This is a genomic window from Nocardioides psychrotolerans (assembly GCF_943371775.1).
GTDB classification, from domain to species: domain Bacteria; phylum Actinomycetota; class Actinomycetes; order Propionibacteriales; family Nocardioidaceae; genus Nocardioides; species Nocardioides psychrotolerans_A.
On sequence record NZ_CALRWD010000039.1, the window covers coordinates 1 to 19976 of the forward strand.

Below are 19976 nucleotides of genomic sequence, written 5' to 3' on the forward strand. Positions count from 1 at the left end.
ACCCCGCAGGACCTCGCCAAAATCGCCGCGACATTGAACGCCCGTCCCCGCCCGACCCTGGACCTACAGACCCCAGCCGAACGGCTGAACTCGCTGCTGCTCGACGCTGCCGCGTGACCACCCGTTGCCTAGACCCCTTGACGAAGCCCGGTCTCGTAGATGAGCAGACGACGTGTTACATGAGTCGACGCCAGCACGCCGAAGGCCCTCCCGCACCATGCGGGAGGGCCTTCGGCCATCAGGACGTACGCCGGGTCAGGTCACCGTCAGCGTGTAGGCCGCGATGTGGAACCGCCCCTGGGGGTCGGTGACCCGCAGGCGCACCCGGTAGGTGCCCGGGTTGTCGAAGGCATGGCTGGCCTCGACCCCCACGGCGTCCTTGACGGCACCGCCGTCGTCCCAGCTCCACACGTAGTCGAGCTTGCGGGGCGTCTCCTTGTCGCTGCTGCGCGACCCGTCGAAGGACACCGTGGTGCCGGCCGGGACCGTCGTGCGCGAGGCGGAGATGCGGGCCGTCGGGCGGGTGTTCTTCGCGGTGGCGGGCACGCCGTAGCCGTAGTTGAACGTCCCGCAGCCCTTGCCGACGGTGAAGCGCACGGTGCCGGTGAGGTCGCCGTCGGAGACCGACGGGCCGTTGCTCGCCCCCTTCATCGAGAGCACCTTGAAGCTCAGGCAGTCGTACTGGAAGCGCCACGGGTTGGCCACGCCGGAGTAGCGCGGGTCGACCGAGGAGTTGGCCGGGTCGCTGTAGTTGTCGGTGTGGCCCCGGCCGAAGTCGGAGAAGGCCGCCCGACCGACGGCGGCCGTGAAGGCAGCGTCGTTGAGGTTGGGCGTGGTGCTCCCGGGCTCGGGCCTGGCGTCGAGCGGCGACTGTGCCGGCGGGTCGTCGGTGCCGGCGTTGCCGTAGCCGTGCGCCTCGTCGGTGTAGAGCAGCGACAGGCCCGGCTGGAAGCCGATCGGGTCGCGGTCGATCTGGCCCTCACCGTCGAGGTCGAAGCCGGAGCGGTCGCGCAGCTCGAGGTAGTAGGCGTGGTCGAACTCCGCCTCGGCGCCGGCCTTCACGTACTGCCAGCCCTTCGTGCAGTCACCGCCCGGGTTGTCGGCCTGGCAGCCGCCGTTGAAGACGAACGGGTCGTCGGGCGAGCCGTTCTTCTCGAAGTCGGAGCGGTAGATCACCTTCGAGCCGGCCTTCACCACGATGTCGTCGATGAACCAGCCGGGACGTGCCAGGCCGGGGTCGGTGGCGTAGCTGAAGCGCAGCACCGGGGTCTTGGCGCCGGCCAGGTCGGAGATGTCGTAGGTGTCGGACACGAAGATCGGGGCCGGGGTGTTGCCGGCCTTGCGGTCGAGCGCCTCGGTGCCGGCCTGGTAGGAGCCGGAGGTGCCGGTGATCCCGTTGTCGTACGCCGCCTGGCAGCCGTTCTGGTTGGGGTTGCCGGCCAGCGGGTCGGTGTTGGAGGTGGTGTAGCCGTTCTCCGAGGCGTGGGAGGTGAAGGCCTTGCCGCCGTCCTTGGAGCTCAGCACGTAGCCGTAGTCGTAGTCCCACTCGATGTCCCAGTAGGACTTGAAGGAGACCGTGACGTCGGTGCCGGCCGGGACCTTCGAGAGCCCCGGCAGGGCGAAGTCGAGGTTGCGTCCGCCGCCGTCGGTGGCGCAGCCGAAGTCGTTGCCCGAGCCGCTGAACCACGCGTGCTTCTTGGTGGCGGTGGCGCCGGTGGCGAACACCTTCGGGTCCAGCAGCTGGCGACCGGGGAGCTTGGCGACGTACATCCGCGAGTTGTGCACGATGCCGTCACGCCCGCGCTTGAGCGTGTAGCTCTTGCCCGCGGCCGTCCGCCACCGGATCACCCCGGTGTCCTGCTTGGAGTCGGGGATGTTCTTGATCGTGCGGGTGCCGCGGGTCAGGACCTCCGGCACCACCCAGCCCAGCTCCTGGCGCGAGAAGCCGTCCATGTTCTGCGACTTGTCGGTCGCCATGAGGTTCCAGTCGCCGTAGGTCTCACGCCCGCCGAGGGAGTAGAAGTCGGGCAGGCCGAGCGAGTGGCCGTACTCGTGGGAGATGACCGAGGCCTTGTCGAGGGCGGTCTCGGGGTTGAGGTTGTAGGGACCGACGCGGACGAAGACCTTGAAGGGGGTCTTCCTCGTGGTCATCTTCGAGTAGCTCTTGGAGGTGTAGAACAGCGGCTTGCCCTCGAGGTTCTTCAGCTGGTCGTCGGTCGTGAAGCCGGGCAGGCCGGTGACCGGGTCGGTGAGGTAGAACTCCAGCGAGGAGCTGTGCGGCCAGATGTTGTCGTAGGGCAGCGCGTCGCTCGGGGCGTCGGAGCAGACCCCGAGCTGCGAGGCGCCGTTGCCGCCGCAGCCGGCGAAGACGGCCATGAAGAAGTCGACGACGCCGTCCTTGTCGGTGTCGAAGTCGGAGTAGTCGATCTCCGGGTCCGACACGGCGACAGCGTCAGCGACGAGCTTGCCGGTGGGGCCGCAGCCCGAGTCGATCTGCTGCAGGGCCGCGACGCCGGCCAGCGCGCCCACGACCGCGGAGCCGTTGGCGTCGGCGCCGTACCACTGGGTCTGGCCGGGCAGGTTGTAGACGCCGTTGGTGATCCGCTCGGGGTAGAGGGGGGTGCCCTCGGCGGGGATCGGGGAGTCACCGAACGTGATGCCCGTGCACGTGTTGAGGGTGGCCGGGTTGGTCTGCTGGAAGTCGAAGCCCGGGGCGTAGTCGAAGTCGGCGGTGGCGATGCCGGCCGACGGGACGGTGCCGTTGGGGTAGAGCTGGCCCAGCGACATCTCCTGGAAGAGGTTGAACGTCGAGCCCTTGAAGGACTTGGCGTTGATCACCTTCGACAGGTCGCCGCCGGAGTGGCCGGCGGTGTAGCTGCGGTCGGTGTACTGCACCGGGACGACGGGGAACGGGCGGTCGCCGTAGCGCGCGGTGTCGTAGACCTCCGCGGGCGGGATGACCTTGGGGCCGTGGCTGCGGACCGTGGAGCGCTTGCCCTTCGAGGCGAGCGTCGCGGTGGTGGACAGGTCGCGCCAGACCAGCGTGGGCAGCGCCTTGAGCGTCGCCGCGCGACTCTCGATCACCAGCACCGAGGTCTTCTTGGCACCGACCGGCGTGAGCCGCCAGGTGATCTGCGTCGGCGTGACCATGCGGGTGCCCGCGCCGGTCGCGCTGCGGAACGTCGTGCCCTTCGGCGCGCGCACCGTCACGACCGCGCCGGAGATGGCCTTCGAGGTCGGGTTCTTCACCAGGATCCGCGAGGGGTAGCGCGCGCCCGGCTTCACCCAGCCGACCGAGGAGACGAAGCTGTTGGTGATCTTCAGGCGCTTGGTCGTGCCCCGCACCACGATCGGTGCCGAGCCGGCCTCGTCGGCCGCGAACCCGGCGTACGACGCGTCCAGCGCGCGCAGGGCCAGGCTGAGGTCCTCGGCTCCCGCCCGGGAGGCGGTGAGCTCGCCGGGGACGGTGGTCGTGAAGCTCCCGTCGCCGTCGGCGGTGACGTCCTGGGTGCCGAGCACCCGGCCCTCGGCGTCGGTGACGGCGAGCGTGAAGCTCGCGGGGACGCCGGCGCCGAGGCGGCCCACCACGCCCTCGGTGACCTTGCCGACCGTGCCGGAGACGGTGAACGGGCGACCGGGGTCGATCGTGGAGTCCTGGCCGTCGAACGCGACGGTGAGCAGCTTGGCGCCGACGGTCGAGCCGGGCGCGGGCCGGTCGGCGACCGGCGGGGCTCCCGAGGAGGTGGGCGAGAGGAGGACGGGGGTCGCGAGTCCGGCCAGCAGGGCGGTGGTGACCGCTGCGGTCCGGAGGCGACGAGCGCGCACGGGGGTCATGGTGGTCCTTGGGTCGTGAGCCACGCGGTGGCGCGGCGGTCGTCGACCCAACGACGCGGCGCCGGACGGGGTTACGTCCGGAAATGCCACCGACCCGCCCGAGGAGTCCTCGGGCGGGTCGGCGGATGGAGCAGGTCGATCGGTGGGCTAGGAGCTCACTCCTCGCCCTTGATGAACGCCTCGACGCGACGGCGACCCTCGTCGTCGGGCAGCTGCACCGGCGGCGACTTCATCAGGTAGGAGGACGCGGAGATGATCGGGCCACCGATGCCACGGTCCTTGGCGATCTTGCAGGCGCGCAGGGCGTCGATGATGATGCCGGCCGAGTTGGGGGAGTCCCAGACCTCGAGCTTGTACTCGAGGTTGAGGGGGACGTCACCGAACGCGCGACCCTCGAGGCGGACGTAGGCCCACTTGCGGTCGTCGAGCCAGGCGACGTAGTCCGACGGGCCGATGTGGACGTTCTTGTCGTTGACCAGACCGGACAGCGAGCCGGTGAGGTTGGACGTGACGGCCTGGGTCTTGGAGACCTTCTTGGACTCCAGGCGCTCGCGCTCGAGCATGTTCTTGAAGTCCATGTTGCCGCCGACGTTGAGCTGGTAGGTGCGATCCAGCGCGACACCGCGGTCCTCGAACAGCTTGGCCATCACGCGGTGCGTGATGGTGGCGCCGACCTGCGACTTGATGTCGTCGCCGACGATCGGGACGCCGGCGTCCTCGAACTTCTTGGCCCAGACCGGGTCGGAGGCGATGAAGACGGGCAGGGCGTTGACGAAGCCGACACCGGCGTCGATGGCGCACTGCGCGTAGAACTTGTCAGCCTCCTCGGAGCCCACCGGGAGGTAGGAGACCATGACGTCGACCTGGGCGTCCTTGAGGACCTGCACGACGTCGACGGGGTCCGCGCCGGACTCCTCGATGGTCATGCGGTAGTACTTGCCGAGCCCGTCGAGGGTCGGGCCGCGCTGGACGTCGATGCCCAGGGTGGGGACGTCGGCGATCTTGATCGTGTTGTTCTCGGAGGCGTTGATGGCCTCGGAGAGGTCCTTGCCGACCTTCTTGTCGTCGACGTCGAACGCGGCCACGAACTCCACGTCCTTGACGTGGTAGTCGCCGAACATCACGTGCATCAGACCGGGGACGGTCCCGTCGGGGTCGGCGTTGCGGTAGTACTCGACGCCCTGGATCAAGGAGGTGGCGCAGTTGCCCACTCCCACGATTGCTACTCGTACCGAACCCATCGGGTTTCCTTCCTTAAGACTTCTCTGGAGTCGTGCTGGTGGTGCTGGATGTCAGGACTGGCTCTGCGGCTGCTCGGTGGGCGGCGTGGGGTTGCGCTCGGCGTTGATGAGGTCCGAGAGCCACCGGACCTCACGCTCGACCGACTCGACGCCGTGGCGCTGGAGCTCCGCGGCATAGCGGTCGACCTCGGCCTGGGTCATCGACAGCTGCGACTGCACGCGGTCGAGCCGCTCCTGCAGCCGCGTGCGGCGACCCTCGAGGACACGGAGCCGGATCTCCATGTCGGTGCTGCCGAAGAACGCGAAGCGGATGTCGAAGTTGTCGTCCTCCCACGCCGTGGGACCGACCTCCGACATCAGGCGGGTGAACTCGGCGGTGCCGAGCTCGGTGACCTGGTAGACGATCCGGGGGCGGCGGTTGACCGGGATCCCGGGGGTGGGGAGCGTGGTGACCTCCTCGATGAGGGCACCGCGGAGCATCTTCTTCAGGGCCGGGTAGAGCGAGCCGTAGCTCAGCACCCGGCTCCAGCCGAGCATCAGGTTGAGCCGCTTGCGCAGCTCGTAGCCGTGCATCGGTCCCTCGTGCAGCAGTCCGAGGACTGCCAGCTCGATGGTCTCTCCGCGACGTGCCATGAGACCTATCGTAGCGATATATCCAGGAACTAGGAATTCTCGACCTATCGCGTGCGTCACGTCCGACGGCTGGGGGTCTGCCGGTCTGTTGCGTAGGCTCCTGGACCGTGAGTGGCAAGCGCAGGGCCGACGGACCCGCTGTGAAGCGGACCGCCAAGGAGCCCAAGACCTGGAAGTCGCGGAGCAAGAAGGCGGCGAAGTGGACCGCCATCGTGTCGCTGGTCCTCGCCCTGATGGGGGTCGGCGCCTTCGCGGTGCTCTACAACACCATCGAGGTCCCCAACCCCAACGCCGACTTCAAGACCGAGACGTCCTTCATCTACTACAACAACGGTGAGGACGAGATCGGCCGCTTCGCGATCCAGGACCGCGACTCGATCCCGCTCGGCGAGATGCCCCAGACGCTCAAGGACGCGGTCATCGCCGCCGAGAACCGCACCTTCTGGACCGACAGCGGCATCGACCCCAAGGGCATCCTGCGCGCCGCCTTCAGCAACGCCCAGGGCAACAGCACCCAGGGCGCGTCGACGATCACCCAGCAGTACGTCAAGATCCTCTACCTCACCCAGGAGCGCTCCCTGACCCGCAAGGTCAAGGAGGCGATCCTCTCGCTCAAGCTCCAGCGCCAGCAGACCAAGTCCCAGATCCTCGAGGGCTACCTCAACACCATCTACTTCGGTCGCGGCGCCTACGGCGTGCAGGCGGCGGCCCAGGCCTACTTCGACAAGCCCGCCAAGGACCTCAGCCTGCAGCAGTCGGCGGTGCTGGCCAGCGTGCTCAACAACCCGACGAGCTTCGACCCCGCCAACGGCAAGGACGCCAAGGAGGCGCTCAAGGGTCGCTACCAGTTCGTGCTCGACGGCATGGCCGAGCTCGACTTCATTGACGCCGACGAGGCGGAGCAGGCTCGCGAGAACCTCCCGAAGTTCCCCCAGCTCGACGCCGAGAGCACCTACGGCGGCCAGCGCGGCCACGCCCTCAAGCTCGTCCGTGACGAGCTCAACCGCCTCGGCTTCACCGACGAGGAGATCGACGGCCAGGGCCTGAGGATCACCACGACCTTCACCAAGAAGGCCATGGACGCGGCCAAGGACGGCGTGCTCGAGCAGCGGCCCGAGGGCTTCAAGGACAAGGAGCTGCACGTCGCGGTCGCCTCGGTCGAGCCCGGCACCGGTGCCCTGCGCGGCTTCTACGGCGGTCAGGACTACCTCGACTCCCAGATCAACTGGGCCTCGGCCGGCGGGATGGTCGGCTCGACGATGAAGCCCGTCACCCTGGCAGCGGCGATCAAGGAGGGCTACTCGTTGGAGGACACCTTCGAGGGCAACTCGCCCTTCGTCTTCCCCGACGGCCTCGAGGTGCGCAACGAGGGTGGCGGCGACGGCAACGACTACGGCTCCTCGGTCGACGCGATCTATGCGATGGAGCAGTCCATCAACACCGCCTTCGTCGACATGTCCGGCGGCATGGAGGACGGGCCCCAGAAGATCTACGACATGGCCCGCAAGATGGGGATCCCCGGCCAGGAGCCGTCGAAGAAGTTCCCCGGCATCCCGACCCGCTCGGTCGACATGCTCCCCGACGACACGCTGATCACCCTCGGCAAGGCCCGGATCAGCGCCATCAACATGGCCAACACCTACGCCACGCTCGCCGCCGGCGGGCAGCGCTCCGAGGTCCACGTGATCGACAAGGTCGTCGACGCCACGGGCGAGACGGTCTACGACTACAAGTCCACCGCCCAGGAGGTGCTCGACCCCGATATCGCGGCCGACGTCTCCTTCGCGCTCCAGGAGACGGTCGCCGACGGCACCGGTCGGACCGCAGCCGACCTCGAGTACCCCGCCGCCGGCAAGACCGGCACCGCGACCAACACCAAGGACCAGGTGTCCTCGGCGTGGTTCGTCGGCTACACCCCCCAGCTGGCCACCGCCGTGATGTACGTCCGCGGTGACGGCGACGACCAGCTCGACGGCTGGCTGCCGTCCTACTTCGGCTCCGCCTTCCCCACCTCCACCTGGCTCGCGGTCATGCAGCGGGCCATGGAGGGCGAGGAGGTCGAGGAGTTCCCCGAGCCTGTCTACGTCGACGGCGAGGCGCCCGAGGACGGTCACAGCCCCGTGGTCACCCCGCCGCCCGCGCCGAGCCCGACGCGCAAGCCGCCGAAGCCGTCCGAGACGACCACGTCGCCGAGCCCCACGCCGACGCCGACACCCACTCCCACGCCGAGCCCGACGCCCACCCCGACGCCGACGCCGACCCCGTCGTGCGGCGTGCTGGGCTGCCAGACGCCGAGCCCGTCCGACCCGCCATCGAGCGAGCCACCCCCGTCGAGCGCGCCGCCGAGCCCGTCGGCGGCCGCCTCGCGCGGCTACCGCTCGTCGTACGACGCGTGACGCGCGAGCGGTGACCGCCACGGGGGCGTCCGGGGACGGGCACGTCCACCCGACCCAGGACGACCCGGTCGTCGCTGCGCTGAGCGAGGGCGTGGGCGGGCCGGTCGGCTCGCGCGCCGGCCGGGCGCGGTGGTGGACGCCGCTGCGCGTGGTCGTGCTCATGGCCGCCGTCGGCTTCGCGCTGGGCCTGGTGCAGAAGGCGCCGTGCGTCGAGGGCACCTGGATCGAGGGCGACACCCGCTACTCGGCGATGTGCTACTCCGACCTGCCCTATCTCTACACGCTGCGCGGCTTCGTCGAGGAGACCTACCCCTACACCGACGACGAGCAGGTGCGCGCGCGCTACGAGTCCATGGAGTATCCCGTCGGGATCTCCTACTGGGCGTGGGGCACCTCGCTGGTGACCCACTGGCTCAACGGCTCGCCCGACCTCGAGCCGCGCTACAAGATGAGCGTCGGCGAGCTTCAGACCGATCCGGAGATCCTGGCCGAGACCCGGCTCTACGTCGCGGTCAACGCGGTCGGGCTGGCGCTGCTGACGATCCTCGCGGCGGCCCTGCTGACCAAGGTCAACCCGCGGCGTCCGTGGGACGCCGCGATGTTCGCCCTCGCGCCGGCCCTGGCGCTGACCGGCATGGTCAACTGGGACCTGCTCGCCGTGGCCTTCGTCGCCGGGGCGCTGTGGGCCTGGGCCCGGGACCGACCCCTGCTGACCGGGGTGCTGATCGGGCTCGGCACGGCCGCCAAGCTCTATCCCCTGTTCCTGCTCGGGGGGTTGCTCATCATCTGTGCGCGGCAGCGCCGCTGGCGCGACCTGGGCGTCGCGACCGCGGGAGCGGCTGTGGCCTGGGTGCTGGCCAACCTGCCGGCGTACGTCGCGAGCCCGACGGAGTGGAGGGTCTTCTGGTCCTTCAACTCCGACCGGGGCGCCGATCTCGGCTCGATCTGGCTGGTCATCAGCCAGGCCGGTGACCTGTCGCTGTCGCCCGAGACGATCAACGACGGCTCGCTGCTCTTCTTCGGCGTCTGGTGCGCCGGGGTGCTCGCGCTCGGCCTGCTCGCGCCGGAGACGCCGCGCCTCGCGCAGCTCGGCTTCCTGGTCGTCGCGGGCTTCCTGCTGGTCAACAAGGTCTACTCACCGCAGTACGTCCTGTGGCTGCTGCCGCTCGCCGTGCTGGCCCGACCGCGGTGGCGCGACCAGCTCGTCTGGCAGGCCGGGGAGGTGCTCTACTTCGCCTCGGTCTGGTGGTACCTCGGTGGCTTCCTCGAGCCGTCGCGCGGTGGCGACTCCGGGTTCTACTGGATCGCGATCATCGTGCGGATGGCCTGCGAGCTCTACCTCGTGGCGCTCGTGGTGCGCGACGTGGCACGGCCCTGGCGCGACCCGGTCGAGCGGCCGGTCGACCCGGGGTCCTCGGACGACATGGGGGACGACGAGGGTCAGGACACGACGACGCGGTCGAACGTCGTCGCGGTGTAGCGCACCCGCACGTCGATCCGCTCGCCGATCGCCGGCACCCGCGCTCCCGCGGGCAGGAACAGCATCGAGGCCTGCATGTGCGGCGGCTCGGCGAAGAGGCGCTGCTTGCCGTCGGTGGAGAAGGGTGAGCGGACGAAGCCGACCGCGTCCATGCCGCCGCGGGCCAGCGTCGCGGCCCGGGCCTTGATCGAGGAGGCGCCCTGGGGGGCCTCGAGGCCGATGCCGTGGGCGGTGCCTCCGCTGACGATCAGCAGGTGCCCGCTCTTGGGCGCGGTGCGGGCGCGGTAGCCGAAGGCGTCGCCGCGCTCGAGGTCGTGGACGTCGAGCACGGTCGCGGTGACGTGCAGGGCGGTCCGGTCGCCCAGCCAGAGGTTGGTGCCGATGCGCGGGCGCACGGTGTAGTCGGCGTAGGAGCTGCGCAGGGCGGCGAGCTCGGCGTCGGTGAGGTGGCTGACCCAGATCGTGCGGGTGTCCAGGCCGGCGGCCACGACGTCGTTCATCAGTCGGCTGACCTCGGCCAGGTGGGAGCCCTGCGCGAGCGGGAGGTGCATGGCGATGCCCTCGAGGCGGGCGCGCGGGAAGCGCTGCAGCGTGCCGGCAGCGGCCCAGAGCCCGCGGGCCGAGAAGCCGTGGCGCTGCATCGAGGTCATCCGCTCGAGCACCAGCCGGGCGTCGGGCTGCCGGGAGAGCAGGCCCTCCAGGTCCTCGACGCGGCCGATCGTGTGGACGACCCGGTCGGCCAGCGCGGCGTCGACCTCGAGCGCGCTGCCGAAGGGGCGCCACGGGGTGAGCACCAGCAGGCTGCCGTCGAAGCGGGTCTGCACGTGCTCGAGCTCGTCGTAGGTGCCGACCGCGATGGTGTCGACGCCGAGCCACTGGGCCTTGCGGGCGAGCCGGCCGCGGGTGAACCCGTAGCCGTTGCCCTTGATGACCGGCACCAGGCCGGGGTTGGCGTCGGCCACGGCGCGCAGGTGCGTGCGCCAGCGGTCACCGTCGACGGAGAGGGTCAGGCTCATCCTCGTCCTCCTCAGCGGCGCTTCATGTAGAGGTCGAACGCCGTGTAGAGCGCACGGTTGAGCGGGAGGTCCCACTCGCCGGCGTACTCGACGGCCTCGCCGCCCGTGCCGACCTTGAACTGGATCAGGCCCACGTGGGGGTCGCCCGCGTCGAGGGTGTCGGTGATGCCGCGCAGGTCGTAGACCTCGGCGCCCTGGGCGAGCGCGTCGGCGATCATCGCCCACTGCACGGCGTTGGAGCCGCGGACGTCGCGCTTGTCGGTGGAGGAGGCGCCGTAGGAGTACCAGGCGTGGGCGCCGACGCGGATCGCGATCGTGGAGGCGACCAGGTCACCCTCGTGGCGGGCGCACCACAGCGTGATCCGCTCGGGGCTCTCGGCGCCGAGTGCGTCGACCATGGTCTGGAAGTAGGACAGCGGCCGCGGGGTGAAGTGGTCGCGCTCCGCGGTGTGGACGTAGAGGTCGTGGAAGGCCTTGAGCTCGTCCAGCGCGGCGGTGCCACGGGTCGAGGTGACCTCCACGCCCAGCTTGGTCGCCTTCTTGATGTTGCGCCGCCACAGCTGGTTCATCCCCTTGAGGACGTCGTCCTCGGTGCGCGGCTCGCCCGTGGCGGGGTCGGTCAGCGGGACCTGGAAGACGTAGCGCGGCTGGCCGGCCGCGAAGCCGCCCTCGGCGACCTGACGGCGCCAGCCCAGCTCGTCGAGCTGGGACACGACACGGGCACCCGTGGCGGACCGCTCGGTGGGGGCGAGGTCGTCGAGCCGTCGTACGGACTCGTCGGCGATGCCGTCCTTGACCTGCGCGGCCGACCAGCGGCGGGTGACGACCGGGGGGCCCATGCGGACGCCGAAGGCGCCCTGCGCCTTGAGGTGGCGGGTGAGGGGGGCGAGCCAGGCGCCGAGCTCCTCGGTGTCCCAGTCGATCACCGGGCCCTCGGGGAGGTAGGCGAGGTAGCGCTTGACCTTGGGGAGCTGGCGGTAGAGCACCAGCGCGGTGCCGACGAGCTCGCCCGGTGCCCCGTCGCGGTGCCAGCCGAGGGACTCGCGGCGCCACTCGCTCTTGACCTTGCCCCAGGCAGGGGTCTGGAGGAAGCTCGCGGACCTCCGGGTCGCGAGGAAGGAGAGGTGCTCCTCCTCGGAGATCACTCGCACGCTCAACCCGTTGGCAGCCACTCCTCGAGGCTACCGGCCGGTGCCGATGCGGGGTGCGCCGGTCAGAGCCGCTCGCGCAGCCAGGCGAAGTCGGCGACGTGGGCGTCCGCCGGGCCGGGGGTCTCGCAGACGACCGGGGCGCCGGCGTCGCGGACGACCGCGGCGAGCAGGTCGGGGTCGATCGTGCCGGCACCGAAGTTGGCGTGCCGGTCGGCGCCTGAGTCGAACTGGTCACGGCTGTCGTTGCAGTGGACCAGGTCGATGCGCCCGGTGATCGCGAGGACGTCGGCCACGACGGTCTCGAGCGGGTTGCCGCCGGCGTGGGCGTGGCAGGTGTCGAGGCAGAAGCCGACCAGGTCGGCCTGCTCGCAGCCGCTGATGGCGTCCCAGACGCGGCCGATGCGCTCGAGGTAGCGCGTCATCGCGTTGTCGCCGCCCGCGGTGTTCTCGATGAGGAGCGGGAGCTTGAGGTCGGTCGCCTCGATCGCCTTGCGCCAGTTGTCGAACCCCGTGGCCGGGTCGTCGGCCTTGTTGACGTGGCCGCCGTGCACGATCAGGCCCTTGGCGCCGATCGAAGCCGCCGCGTCGACGTGCTGCTGGAGCAGCTTGCGGCTCGGGATGCGGATCCGGTTGTTGGTCGTGGCGACGTTGATGATGTAGGGCGCGTGGACGTAGAGGTCGACGCCCGCCGCCTCCGCGTCGGCCTTCAGGCCCTCCGCGCCGCCGGCGTAGGCGAACTCGGGTCCCTGGTAGCCCTGGGGGTCACCGAGGAAGAACTGCACGAGCGGCGCGTTGCGCGCCTTCGCCTCGGCCAGCGGGTCGGTCTGGTCGACGTGGGCGCCGATGGCGAGGGTCGTCATGCGGCCCATCGTAGGGAGCGGCTCCGACCTGGCACGGGTGGTGGTCCAGGCCCGGGTGCGATGCCGAGTCGGCGCAATCTGCAGGTCGACCTGAGCCCGAACCTCAGCCGAGCCCGACCGACGTGAGCAGCGCGGCAGCGGCGGCGACCCCCGAGGCCTCGGCGTCGTCGGGCGTCGTGACGTCCACGACGATGCTGGTCGCCCCCTCGAACCAGAAGCCCTGGGCCCCCAGGAACGTCACGCACGCGAAGGCCTGGTCGCCCGCGTCGGCCTCGGTGACAGGACCCTCGCAGAGGTCGCGGGTCCCGGCGGCGTAGTCGGCCGGATCGATGTCCAGCGGCGTGACGTTGAGCGTCACCGAGGCCGGCGACGACGCCGTCACAGGGCCGAAGATGCAGGTCGTCGGACCGGATGCCGCGAGCTGCATCTCCTCGCCGAGCGCGGCGGTGACGGCGTCGAGGGGGAGGAACGCGCAGGACTCCTCCCCGGGCGGGGCGGTCTCGGTCGGGTCGGTCTCCGTCGGGACGGTCTCGGTCGGGTCGCTGGAGGAGACGGCCGAGGGCGACGAGGCGGGCGCCGGCGAGGTGTCGACGTCGTCGCCGCCGCAACCGGCGAGCACCAGTGACGCGAGGGTCAGGACGCTCACGAGTCGGATCATCGGGCCATCATCGACCCGCCCGGCCCCCACGTCAGTAGAACGGCGGCTCGGGTGCGGTCGTCGACCAGCGCGGTCGGATGCGCCTAGGCTCATGGCGTCCCGCACCAGGAGGTCGTCATGAGCACCATCAGCATCCGGTCCTCCACCCAGACGTGGAGCGCCGAAGGCCCCCGCGTCTTCCGCATCGGCCGCGAGGTCGGGTGCGACGTCGTCGCCGAGGACCCCACCGTGTCGCGCCAGCACGCCGAGATCCGTCCGGTCGGCGACGGGTGGGAGGTCGTGGACCTCGGCAGCTCCCACGGCACGTGGGTCAACGGGCAGCGGGTGCCGCGCGCCCTGCTGACCGGCACCACCTCCGTGAGCCTCGGCGCCCAGGGCGGCGGCCTGGCGCTCACCGTGACCGTGTCCGGAGGCGCGCCGAGCGCGCCGCCAGCCGCGCCCGGGACGACACCTGCCGCACCGGGCGCGGCGTACGCCCCGGTCCCGCCGCCCTTCGTCCCCGGCCCTCCGGGTGCCCCGCTGCCGCCTCCCGGCGCCAGGCCGTACGCCGGCCCGCCGGCCTACCAGCCGCCGCCGATGCTCGCGCAGACGATCGTCAGTGGTCCGGGCGCGCGGCCAGGACCCGGTGGGCAGGGTGGCCCCGGCCTCCTCGTCCGACGCCGGGTGGGAGCCGACCTGCGCTTCGGGACCCAGGCGCCGGTGCGGGTCGGCCGCGACCCCAGCTTCGAGGTCGTGGTCGACGACGCAGCGGTCTCGCGCCTGCACGCGGTCGTCGAGCCGCGACCCGACGGGTGGTGGTGGGTCGACCGCTCGACCAGCGGCTCGTACGTCGACGGCGAGCGGATCACGACCTTCCGGATCACCGAGCCCGTCGAGATCCTGCTCGGCCACCCGACCGCGGGCCTCGAGCTCGAGGTCGTCCCCGTCGTGGCGGCCGGTCAGGCCGCGGCGGCGATCGTGAAGAAGAAGCGCCGTCGCACGCTCGCGATCGTGGGCGCGGCCGTGGGTGCGCTGGTGCTGATCGGCGGCGGGATCACCGCCGCGGCCGTGCTGGGAGGTGGCGACGACCAGTCGCCGGTCGCGACCCAGGGCGGGCTCAGCGACGTGGCGCTCGCGCGGGCCAAGGCGGCCGCGGTGTTCCTCATCGCCGTCGACGACACCGGCACCCCCACCCACTCGGGATCCGGGAGCATCATCAGCGACGACGGGCTCATCCTGACCAACGCCCACGTCGCCGAGCCATCGGCTCCCGGCCAGGGCGCGAGCGAGACCCCCGACCCCGACTACCTCCTGGTCTCGTTGACCTCGCCCGAGGACGACAAGCCGGCGACCGCGACGTTCCGCGCCGAGCCGATCGTCACCGACGGCTACCTCGACCTCTCGGTCCTCCAGATCGTCGCCGACGCCGACGGCAACGCCCTGACCCCCGGGGAGATGGACCTGCCCGAGCCGCTGCCGATCGGCAGCAGCGACGACCTGAAGACCGGTGACGAGATCACCGCGCTGGGCTATCCCTCGATCGGCAACGTGACCGCCTCGCTCGACCGCCCGTTGACCGTCACGCGCGGGGTGGTCTCGACCTTCCAGGCCGACGAGGTGATCGGCACCGAGCGCGGCCTGATCGACAGCGACGTCCGCCTCGGCTCGGGCAACTCCGGCGGCCCCTCGATCAACGACGACGGCGAGCTGATCGGCATCAACACCGCCGTCATCACCGCCGGCTCCTCCGACGCCGGCGCGATCACCCAGGGCTCGGCCCTGATCCGTCCTGTCGACCTCGCCGAGGAGGTCCTGCGCATCGCCGAGGAGGGGGGCGACCCGGCCTACGTGTCGCCGTTCGTCGAGGACCTCCCGGTCGTCGAGGACCCGCCGGTCGACGCCGACTTCCAGGCGGCCGGATGGGTGCGCGACGGGGAGCAGGGCGAGTGCGCCGGAGAGAGCACGGTCGAGCAGCCGCAGATCCTCAGCGTCGCGCCGGGGGAGACCGTCTACGCCGAGTACGTCATCGCCGGCCTCGCCGACGGCACCCCGATCGGGGTCACCCTCACCTCCCTCGACGGCGGCACCCAGATCGGCTCGCTCCAGGACACCTGGTCCTTTGGTCGCGACGCGGTCTGCATCTACGTGCCCTTCGAGGTGCCGGAGGGCGAGCCCGGCATGGTCGGCACCTTCGTCGTCGGCGAGGAGGGCCAGCCGGTCGTCGACAACCCGCTCGCCTTCCAGTAGGGCTGGCTCGTGGTCGTCCTGCTGCTCGCCGCGGCGGTGCTGCTGCTCCTCGCGGGCTGGGGCCTGCTCCTCAGGTCGCGAGGAGGGCCGCGGCAGCGCTGAGGCCGATCGCCGCGACGAAGCACAGGCAGGCGAGCACGGTCTGCAGCCGCGCCGGGTCGCGCGATGCGTGGCGGGGCAGGGCGGGAGCCGGGCCGAGGCGGTCGGGCACGTGCGGCCACGCCTGCGGCGGGGGTACGCCGAGTCGGCGCAATGTTGCGAGCGCGGCGGCGGCCGTGACCGGCCGGAGCTCCGGATCGGGCTCGGCCAGGGCGTCGAGGAGGGGGCCGAGCCGACCCCGCGGGCGCACCGCCCCTGGGGTGGGCCGGGCCGGGTCGTGGCCGGTGAGGAGGAGGCGACCCAGGACGCCGACGGCCCAGAGGTCCTGCCGCGGGTCGGGCGGGGCACCCCGCTCCTGCTCGGGGGCCGCCCAGCCGTAGGTGCCGATCGGGCCGTCGCGGGTCAGCCGGCTGCCGCCGAGGAGGCCCGCGACGCCGAAGTCCGCCAGGCGCAGGTGGGGGCGCCCGCCGCCGGTGGCCTCGAGCAGCAGGTTGGCCGGCTTGACGTCGCGGTGCACCACCCCGGCCGCGTGCACCGCCACCAGGGCCTGGAGGAGCTGGTCGAGCAGCTCGGCGACGACGCCCTCGGGGAGCCGGGGGTGCACGAGGAGCAGCGTCGCCAACGAGCCGCCGCCGACGAGGTCCATGGTCAGCAGCACCCGCTCGTCGGCGGCGACCCAGCCGGCAGGGGCGACGACGTGCGGGTGCTCGACGCGCACCGCCTGCTCGCGCACGAAGCGCTGGAGCAGGGCGTCGTCTGCACGACCGAGCACCTTGGCGGCCACGTGGCGCCCCTCGCGCAGGTCCCAGGCGCGCCACACCGACCCCGTCGCGCCAGCGCCGATCTCGTCGAGCAACCGGTAGCGACCCGCCAGCGGTGCGCGTGCGTCGTACATGCCGGTGACGATAGGCACCTCCCGGACCGTCCGGTCCGCGATTTCCACAGGGTCTCCGCGCGCTGTTAACCTTGCCTGTCTTCGTGACGCCCCATCGACGGGTGCCGTCGCGATGATGTTCCGCAGCACCCCTCCTGCCACGGAGAGACCGTGGCCGCCAAGTCCGAAGGAGGTAGTTCCGCTTTGCGCAACTACGAAGTCATGGTCATCCTCGACCCGAGCATCGAAGAGCGAACCGTCCAGGACTCGCTCGACAAGTACCTCAACGTCATCCGCAACGACGGTGGCACCGTCGACAACGTCGACGTCTGGGGCCGCCGCCGGCTGGCCTACGAGGTCAAGAAGAACGCCGAGGGCATCTACGCCGTCATCCGGCTGAGCGCCGAGCCCGCCACGGTCAAGGAGTTCGACCGTCAGCTCACGCTCAACGAGGCCATCCTGCGCACCAAGGTCATCCGGCCCGGAGCCCGCTCGCTCACGTGAGCTCGGGTCGTCCCCTGTGGACGACCACTTCCGGATGTCGGCGCTCAGGGCTTGGATGAGCCTGGACGCAGACATCGGATCACCAACACGGATCAACTAGGGAGACCCTCATGGCAGGCGAGACCATCATCACCGTGGTCGGCAACCTCGTCGACGACCCGGAGCTCCGCTTCACCCCCTCGGGTGCCGCGGTCGCCAACTTCCGGATCGCCTCGACCCCGCGCACCTTCGACAAGCAGTCCAACGAGTGGAAGGACGGCGACGCCCTCTTCCTCTCGTGTGCCGTGTGGCGCCAGGCGGCGGAGAACGTCGCCGAGTCGTTGCAGAAGGGCATGCGCGTCGTCGTGCAGGGGCGGCTCAAGTCGCGCCAGTACGAGACCCGTGAGGGTGAGAAGCGCACCGTCATGGAGATCGAGGTCGAAGAGGTCGGCCCGTCGCTGAAGTACGCCACGGCCAAGGTCACCCGCGCCTCCCGCTCCGGAGGAGGTGGCGGCGGCTACGGCGGCGGCCAGCCCTCCGGCGGCGGCAGCCAGGGCGGCGACGACCCGTGGGCCACCGCGTCCCCGGCTCGTCCCGCTGCCGGTGGTCCCGCGGGCGGCGCTCCGGCGTCCGACCCCTGGGGCGCCCCGGGCGTGGGCTCCGAAGAGCCTCCCTTCTGATCCACCGCACCACCCCACCGCAATCAACCCGAACCATTCCGGCGTCGTCACACCCTGGTGTGCGGCTCCGGGCTTCTAGAGAGGAAGCACCACAATGGCCAAGGCAGTGATTCGCAAGCCCAAGAAGAAGGTTTGCCAGTTCTGCAAGGAGAAGGCGACCGGTGTCGACTACAAGGACACCGCCCTGCTCCGCAAGTTCATCTCCGACCGCGGCAAGATCCGCGCGCGTCGGGTCACCGGCAACTGCGTCCAGCACCAGCGCGACGTCGCCATCGCCGTCAAGAACGCGCGTGAGGTAGCCCTGCTGCCCTACTCGTCCACCGGTCGATAAGGCGAGGAGACACCACCATGAAGCTCATCCTCACGCAGGAGGTCACCGGCCTCGGTGCCCCCGGCGACATCGTCGAGGTCAAGGACGGCTACGGCCGCAACTACCTCATCCCGCGCAACGTCGCGATCCGCTGGACCCGGGGCGGTGAGAAGCAGGTCGCCTCGATCAAGGCTGCTCGCTCCTCGCGCTCGGTCCGCGACCACGACCACGCCGTGCAGATCAAGACCAAGCTGGAGTCCGCTCCGGTCGACGTCAAGGTCCGCGCCGGCGAGGGCGGTCGACTGTTCGGCGCCGTGACCGTCGCCGACATCGCCGACGCCATCGCCGAGGTCTCGGGCGAGTCCGTCGACAAGCGCACGATCGTGGTCACCAACCCGATCAAGGCGCTCGGCAGCCACGAGGTCTCCGTCAAGCTGCACGACGAGGTGTCCGCCACGGTGGCCCTCAACGTCATCCCGGCCTGACCTCACCGCACCACGCACGACCTCGACGAGGCCGTCCTCCTTCGGGAGGGCGGCCTCGTTCGTCATGGTGGGGGTGCGCGGTGGTTGCGGCGCGCGGGGTCGTGTGCCGCCGGCAGCGCCCTGGCGCGCTCTCCGGCACACGACCCGAGTGGGCTGACCGGGGGTCGCTCCGTCACTCAGTCGTGTGCCGCAGCCAGCGCCCTGGCGCGCCCTCCGGCACACGACCCGCGCACCAGCCGTGCCCGCCGGCGTACGCCGGGGGGGGGGGGCTCAGCGGCCGCCGACGGGCTGGATCAGCAGGGCGTCGATGCGGGCCACCTTGTTGGGGCCGAGCGACTTGACCCGGATCGTGATCTTGCCGCTGGCCAGCGGGCTGAACTCGTCGCGGATGACGTAGACCTTGAAGCGCGTGAACGTCTTGGCGAACAGGCTGATCGTGCGGCGCTGGCCGTTGCCGATCTGCAGGTCGATCCGACCGAGGTTGGGGCCGGCGGGGGCGATCAGGCGCAGCTCGCGCACCTGGACCGGGTTGGTGACCAGCGTGGCACCGACGGTGCGGGCCTCGAGGTAGTCGGCGGCGAAGTAGCCGCTCTCCTTGACCTGGCGCCAGCCCGGGGTGGTCTTGAGGTTGCGCGGCACGGCGAAGACGATCTTGGCGGGTTTCTTGCTGCTGTTGCCCGCGAGGTCGGTCGCGGAGGCCTCGAAGGTCTTGTTGCCGGGCGTGAGGTTCTTCAGGCTGGTGAAGCCCTCCTGGCAGGGGACCTTGACGTCGTTGAGCGTGCAGGCGTAGGTCGCGCCCTCGCCGGCGCGGCTCTCGCTGGAGGTGAGCCGCACCTGGATGTTGCGCGAGGTCACCATGGGGAGCTCGGGGCGGATCGGGTCGAAGGTGTCGGGCTCGCCGAAGATGAACGTGGACGGGTCGGCGGTGTCGACCTTGAAGCCGGCCGAGGCGGGCGAGGCGCTGTCGTCGTCGGGCATGGCCGGGTCCTCGGTGGCGCCGCCGAAGAGCGAGCCGTCGGACCAGGTGTTGGCCGCGTCGGGGGTGTCGATGGCGTAGACGCGGAACCGGTAGCCGCTGCTCTTGAGGTCGTCGAGGTCGCTGTAGGTGACGCTCTGCGGGGTCGTGGTGCCATCCGGGTCTCCGCAGGGCTTCCATGTCCCCGCGGTGGCTCCGTCGAGGCGGCACATGTAGGACCACGGGCCCGGGTCGCCGTCGCTGGCCACGGCCGCGAACGTGTAGGTGACGCTCTTGCCCTTGATGTAGTCGGCCTTGTTGGGGTCGGGGACCGTCTTGGTGATCGTGGTGTCGGGGGGCGTCGTGTCGTCGCACACCGGTGTCTCGGGCGCGGGGAACGGCAGGAGCGACCCGTTCTGCTCGATGGTGCAGCCCGGCTCGGCCGACGCGGGGCCGGCGACGGTGAGCGCGGGGAGCAGCCCGGCGACGAGGATCCCGGCGGCGAGCGTGGCGGCGCGGCGACGTGAGGGACGGGGGTTCGACATGGGCTCTCCTGGAACGGGACGCAAGCGGCAGGGGGTATAACGCTGCGGGC

The 19976-nt window shown here is 71.0% G+C and carries 16 protein-coding genes; 7 read left to right on the top strand and 9 right to left on the bottom strand.

Annotated features, from left to right (window positions below; all coding sequences use genetic code 11):
* Window positions 1-255 precede the first annotated feature (255 nt).
* The 3 genes from AAG827_RS12390 to AAG827_RS12400 form a co-directional block, all read right to left on the bottom strand.
* Window positions 256-3825: a PKD domain-containing protein gene (locus AAG827_RS12390; protein WP_341926322.1), complete on the bottom strand. Its 3570-nt coding sequence runs from the start codon at window positions 3823-3825 to the stop codon at window positions 256-258.
* A gap of 164 nt (window positions 3826-3989) precedes the next feature.
* On the bottom strand, window positions 3990-5075 hold the full coding sequence (locus AAG827_RS12395) for an inositol-3-phosphate synthase (protein WP_341926323.1): 1086 nt from the start codon (window positions 5073-5075) through the stop codon (window positions 3990-3992).
* Window positions 5076-5126: 51 nt separating this feature from the next.
* Window positions 5127-5708, bottom strand: coding sequence for a PadR family transcriptional regulator (locus AAG827_RS12400; protein WP_341926324.1), 582 nt, complete (start codon window positions 5706-5708; stop codon window positions 5127-5129).
* A 107-nt stretch (window positions 5709-5815) separates the two neighbouring features.
* On the opposite strand from AAG827_RS12400, the gene AAG827_RS12405 reads away from it, so the two are divergent.
* Window positions 5816-8104, top strand: a complete 2289-nt coding sequence (locus tag AAG827_RS12405; protein WP_341926325.1) for a transglycosylase domain-containing protein — start codon at window positions 5816-5818, stop codon at window positions 8102-8104.
* Between the two features lie 10 nt (window positions 8105-8114).
* Complete coding sequence (locus tag AAG827_RS12410; protein WP_341926326.1) at window positions 8115-9584, top strand: glycosyltransferase 87 family protein; 1470 nt, start codon at window positions 8115-8117, stop codon at window positions 9582-9584.
* On the opposite strand, the gene AAG827_RS12415 is transcribed toward AAG827_RS12410, so the two are convergent.
* The 4 genes from AAG827_RS12415 to AAG827_RS12430 all read right to left on the bottom strand — a co-directional run bounded on the left by AAG827_RS12415 (window position 9545) and on the right by AAG827_RS12430 (window position 13269).
* Entirely contained in the window at window positions 9545-10600 is a 1056-nt protein-coding gene (locus AAG827_RS12415) for an alanine racemase (RefSeq protein ID WP_341926327.1), read from the bottom strand. The genes AAG827_RS12410 and AAG827_RS12415 overlap by 40 nt on opposite strands.
* 11 nt (window positions 10601-10611) lie before the next feature.
* Complete coding sequence (locus AAG827_RS12420) at window positions 10612-11772, bottom strand: peptidoglycan bridge formation glycyltransferase FemA/FemB family protein (RefSeq protein ID WP_341926328.1); 1161 nt, start codon at window positions 11770-11772, stop codon at window positions 10612-10614.
* A 41-nt stretch (window positions 11773-11813) separates the two neighbouring features.
* Complete coding sequence (locus tag AAG827_RS12425) at window positions 11814-12611, bottom strand: deoxyribonuclease IV (protein WP_341926329.1); 798 nt, start codon at window positions 12609-12611, stop codon at window positions 11814-11816.
* 103 nt (window positions 12612-12714) lie between these two features.
* Window positions 12715-13269: a hypothetical protein gene (locus AAG827_RS12430; protein WP_341926330.1), complete on the bottom strand. Its 555-nt coding sequence runs from the start codon at window positions 13267-13269 to the stop codon at window positions 12715-12717.
* 117 nt (window positions 13270-13386) lie between these two features.
* Here AAG827_RS12430 and AAG827_RS12435 point away from each other — a divergent pair, with 117 nt between their 5' ends.
* A complete protein-coding gene (locus AAG827_RS12435; RefSeq protein WP_341926331.1) occupies window positions 13387-15495 on the top strand; it encodes an FHA domain-containing protein in 2109 nt (702 codons plus the stop codon).
* A 70-nt stretch (window positions 15496-15565) separates the two neighbouring features.
* Here the strand turns inward: AAG827_RS12435 and AAG827_RS12440 are convergent, their stop codons facing one another.
* Window positions 15566-16489: a serine/threonine-protein kinase gene (locus AAG827_RS12440; protein ID WP_341926332.1), complete on the bottom strand. Its 924-nt coding sequence runs from the start codon at window positions 16487-16489 to the stop codon at window positions 15566-15568.
* Between the two features lie 183 nt (window positions 16490-16672).
* Between AAG827_RS12440 and rpsF the strand changes: the two genes are divergently transcribed.
* The 4 genes from rpsF to rplI all read left to right on the top strand — a co-directional run bounded on the left by rpsF (window position 16673) and on the right by rplI (window position 18426).
* Window positions 16673-16972, top strand: coding sequence for a 30S ribosomal protein S6 (gene rpsF, locus AAG827_RS12445; RefSeq protein ID WP_309646805.1), 300 nt, complete (start codon window positions 16673-16675; stop codon window positions 16970-16972).
* A 110-nt stretch (window positions 16973-17082) separates the two neighbouring features.
* Window positions 17083-17631: a single-stranded DNA-binding protein gene (locus AAG827_RS12450; RefSeq protein ID WP_341926333.1), complete on the top strand. Its 549-nt coding sequence runs from the start codon at window positions 17083-17085 to the stop codon at window positions 17629-17631.
* A gap of 94 nt (window positions 17632-17725) precedes the next feature.
* Complete coding sequence (gene rpsR, locus AAG827_RS12455) at window positions 17726-17962, top strand: 30S ribosomal protein S18 (RefSeq protein WP_091025292.1); 237 nt, start codon at window positions 17726-17728, stop codon at window positions 17960-17962.
* Between the two features lie 17 nt (window positions 17963-17979).
* Window positions 17980-18426 (top strand): 50S ribosomal protein L9, encoded by a 447-nt coding sequence (gene rplI, locus AAG827_RS12460; protein ID WP_341926335.1) that lies wholly within the window; start codon window positions 17980-17982, stop codon window positions 18424-18426.
* A 270-nt stretch (window positions 18427-18696) separates the two neighbouring features.
* On the opposite strand, the gene AAG827_RS12465 is transcribed toward rplI, so the two are convergent.
* Entirely contained in the window at window positions 18697-19926 is a 1230-nt protein-coding gene (locus AAG827_RS12465) for a hypothetical protein (RefSeq protein WP_341926337.1), read from the bottom strand.
* Window positions 19927-19976: the final 50 nt, after the last annotated feature.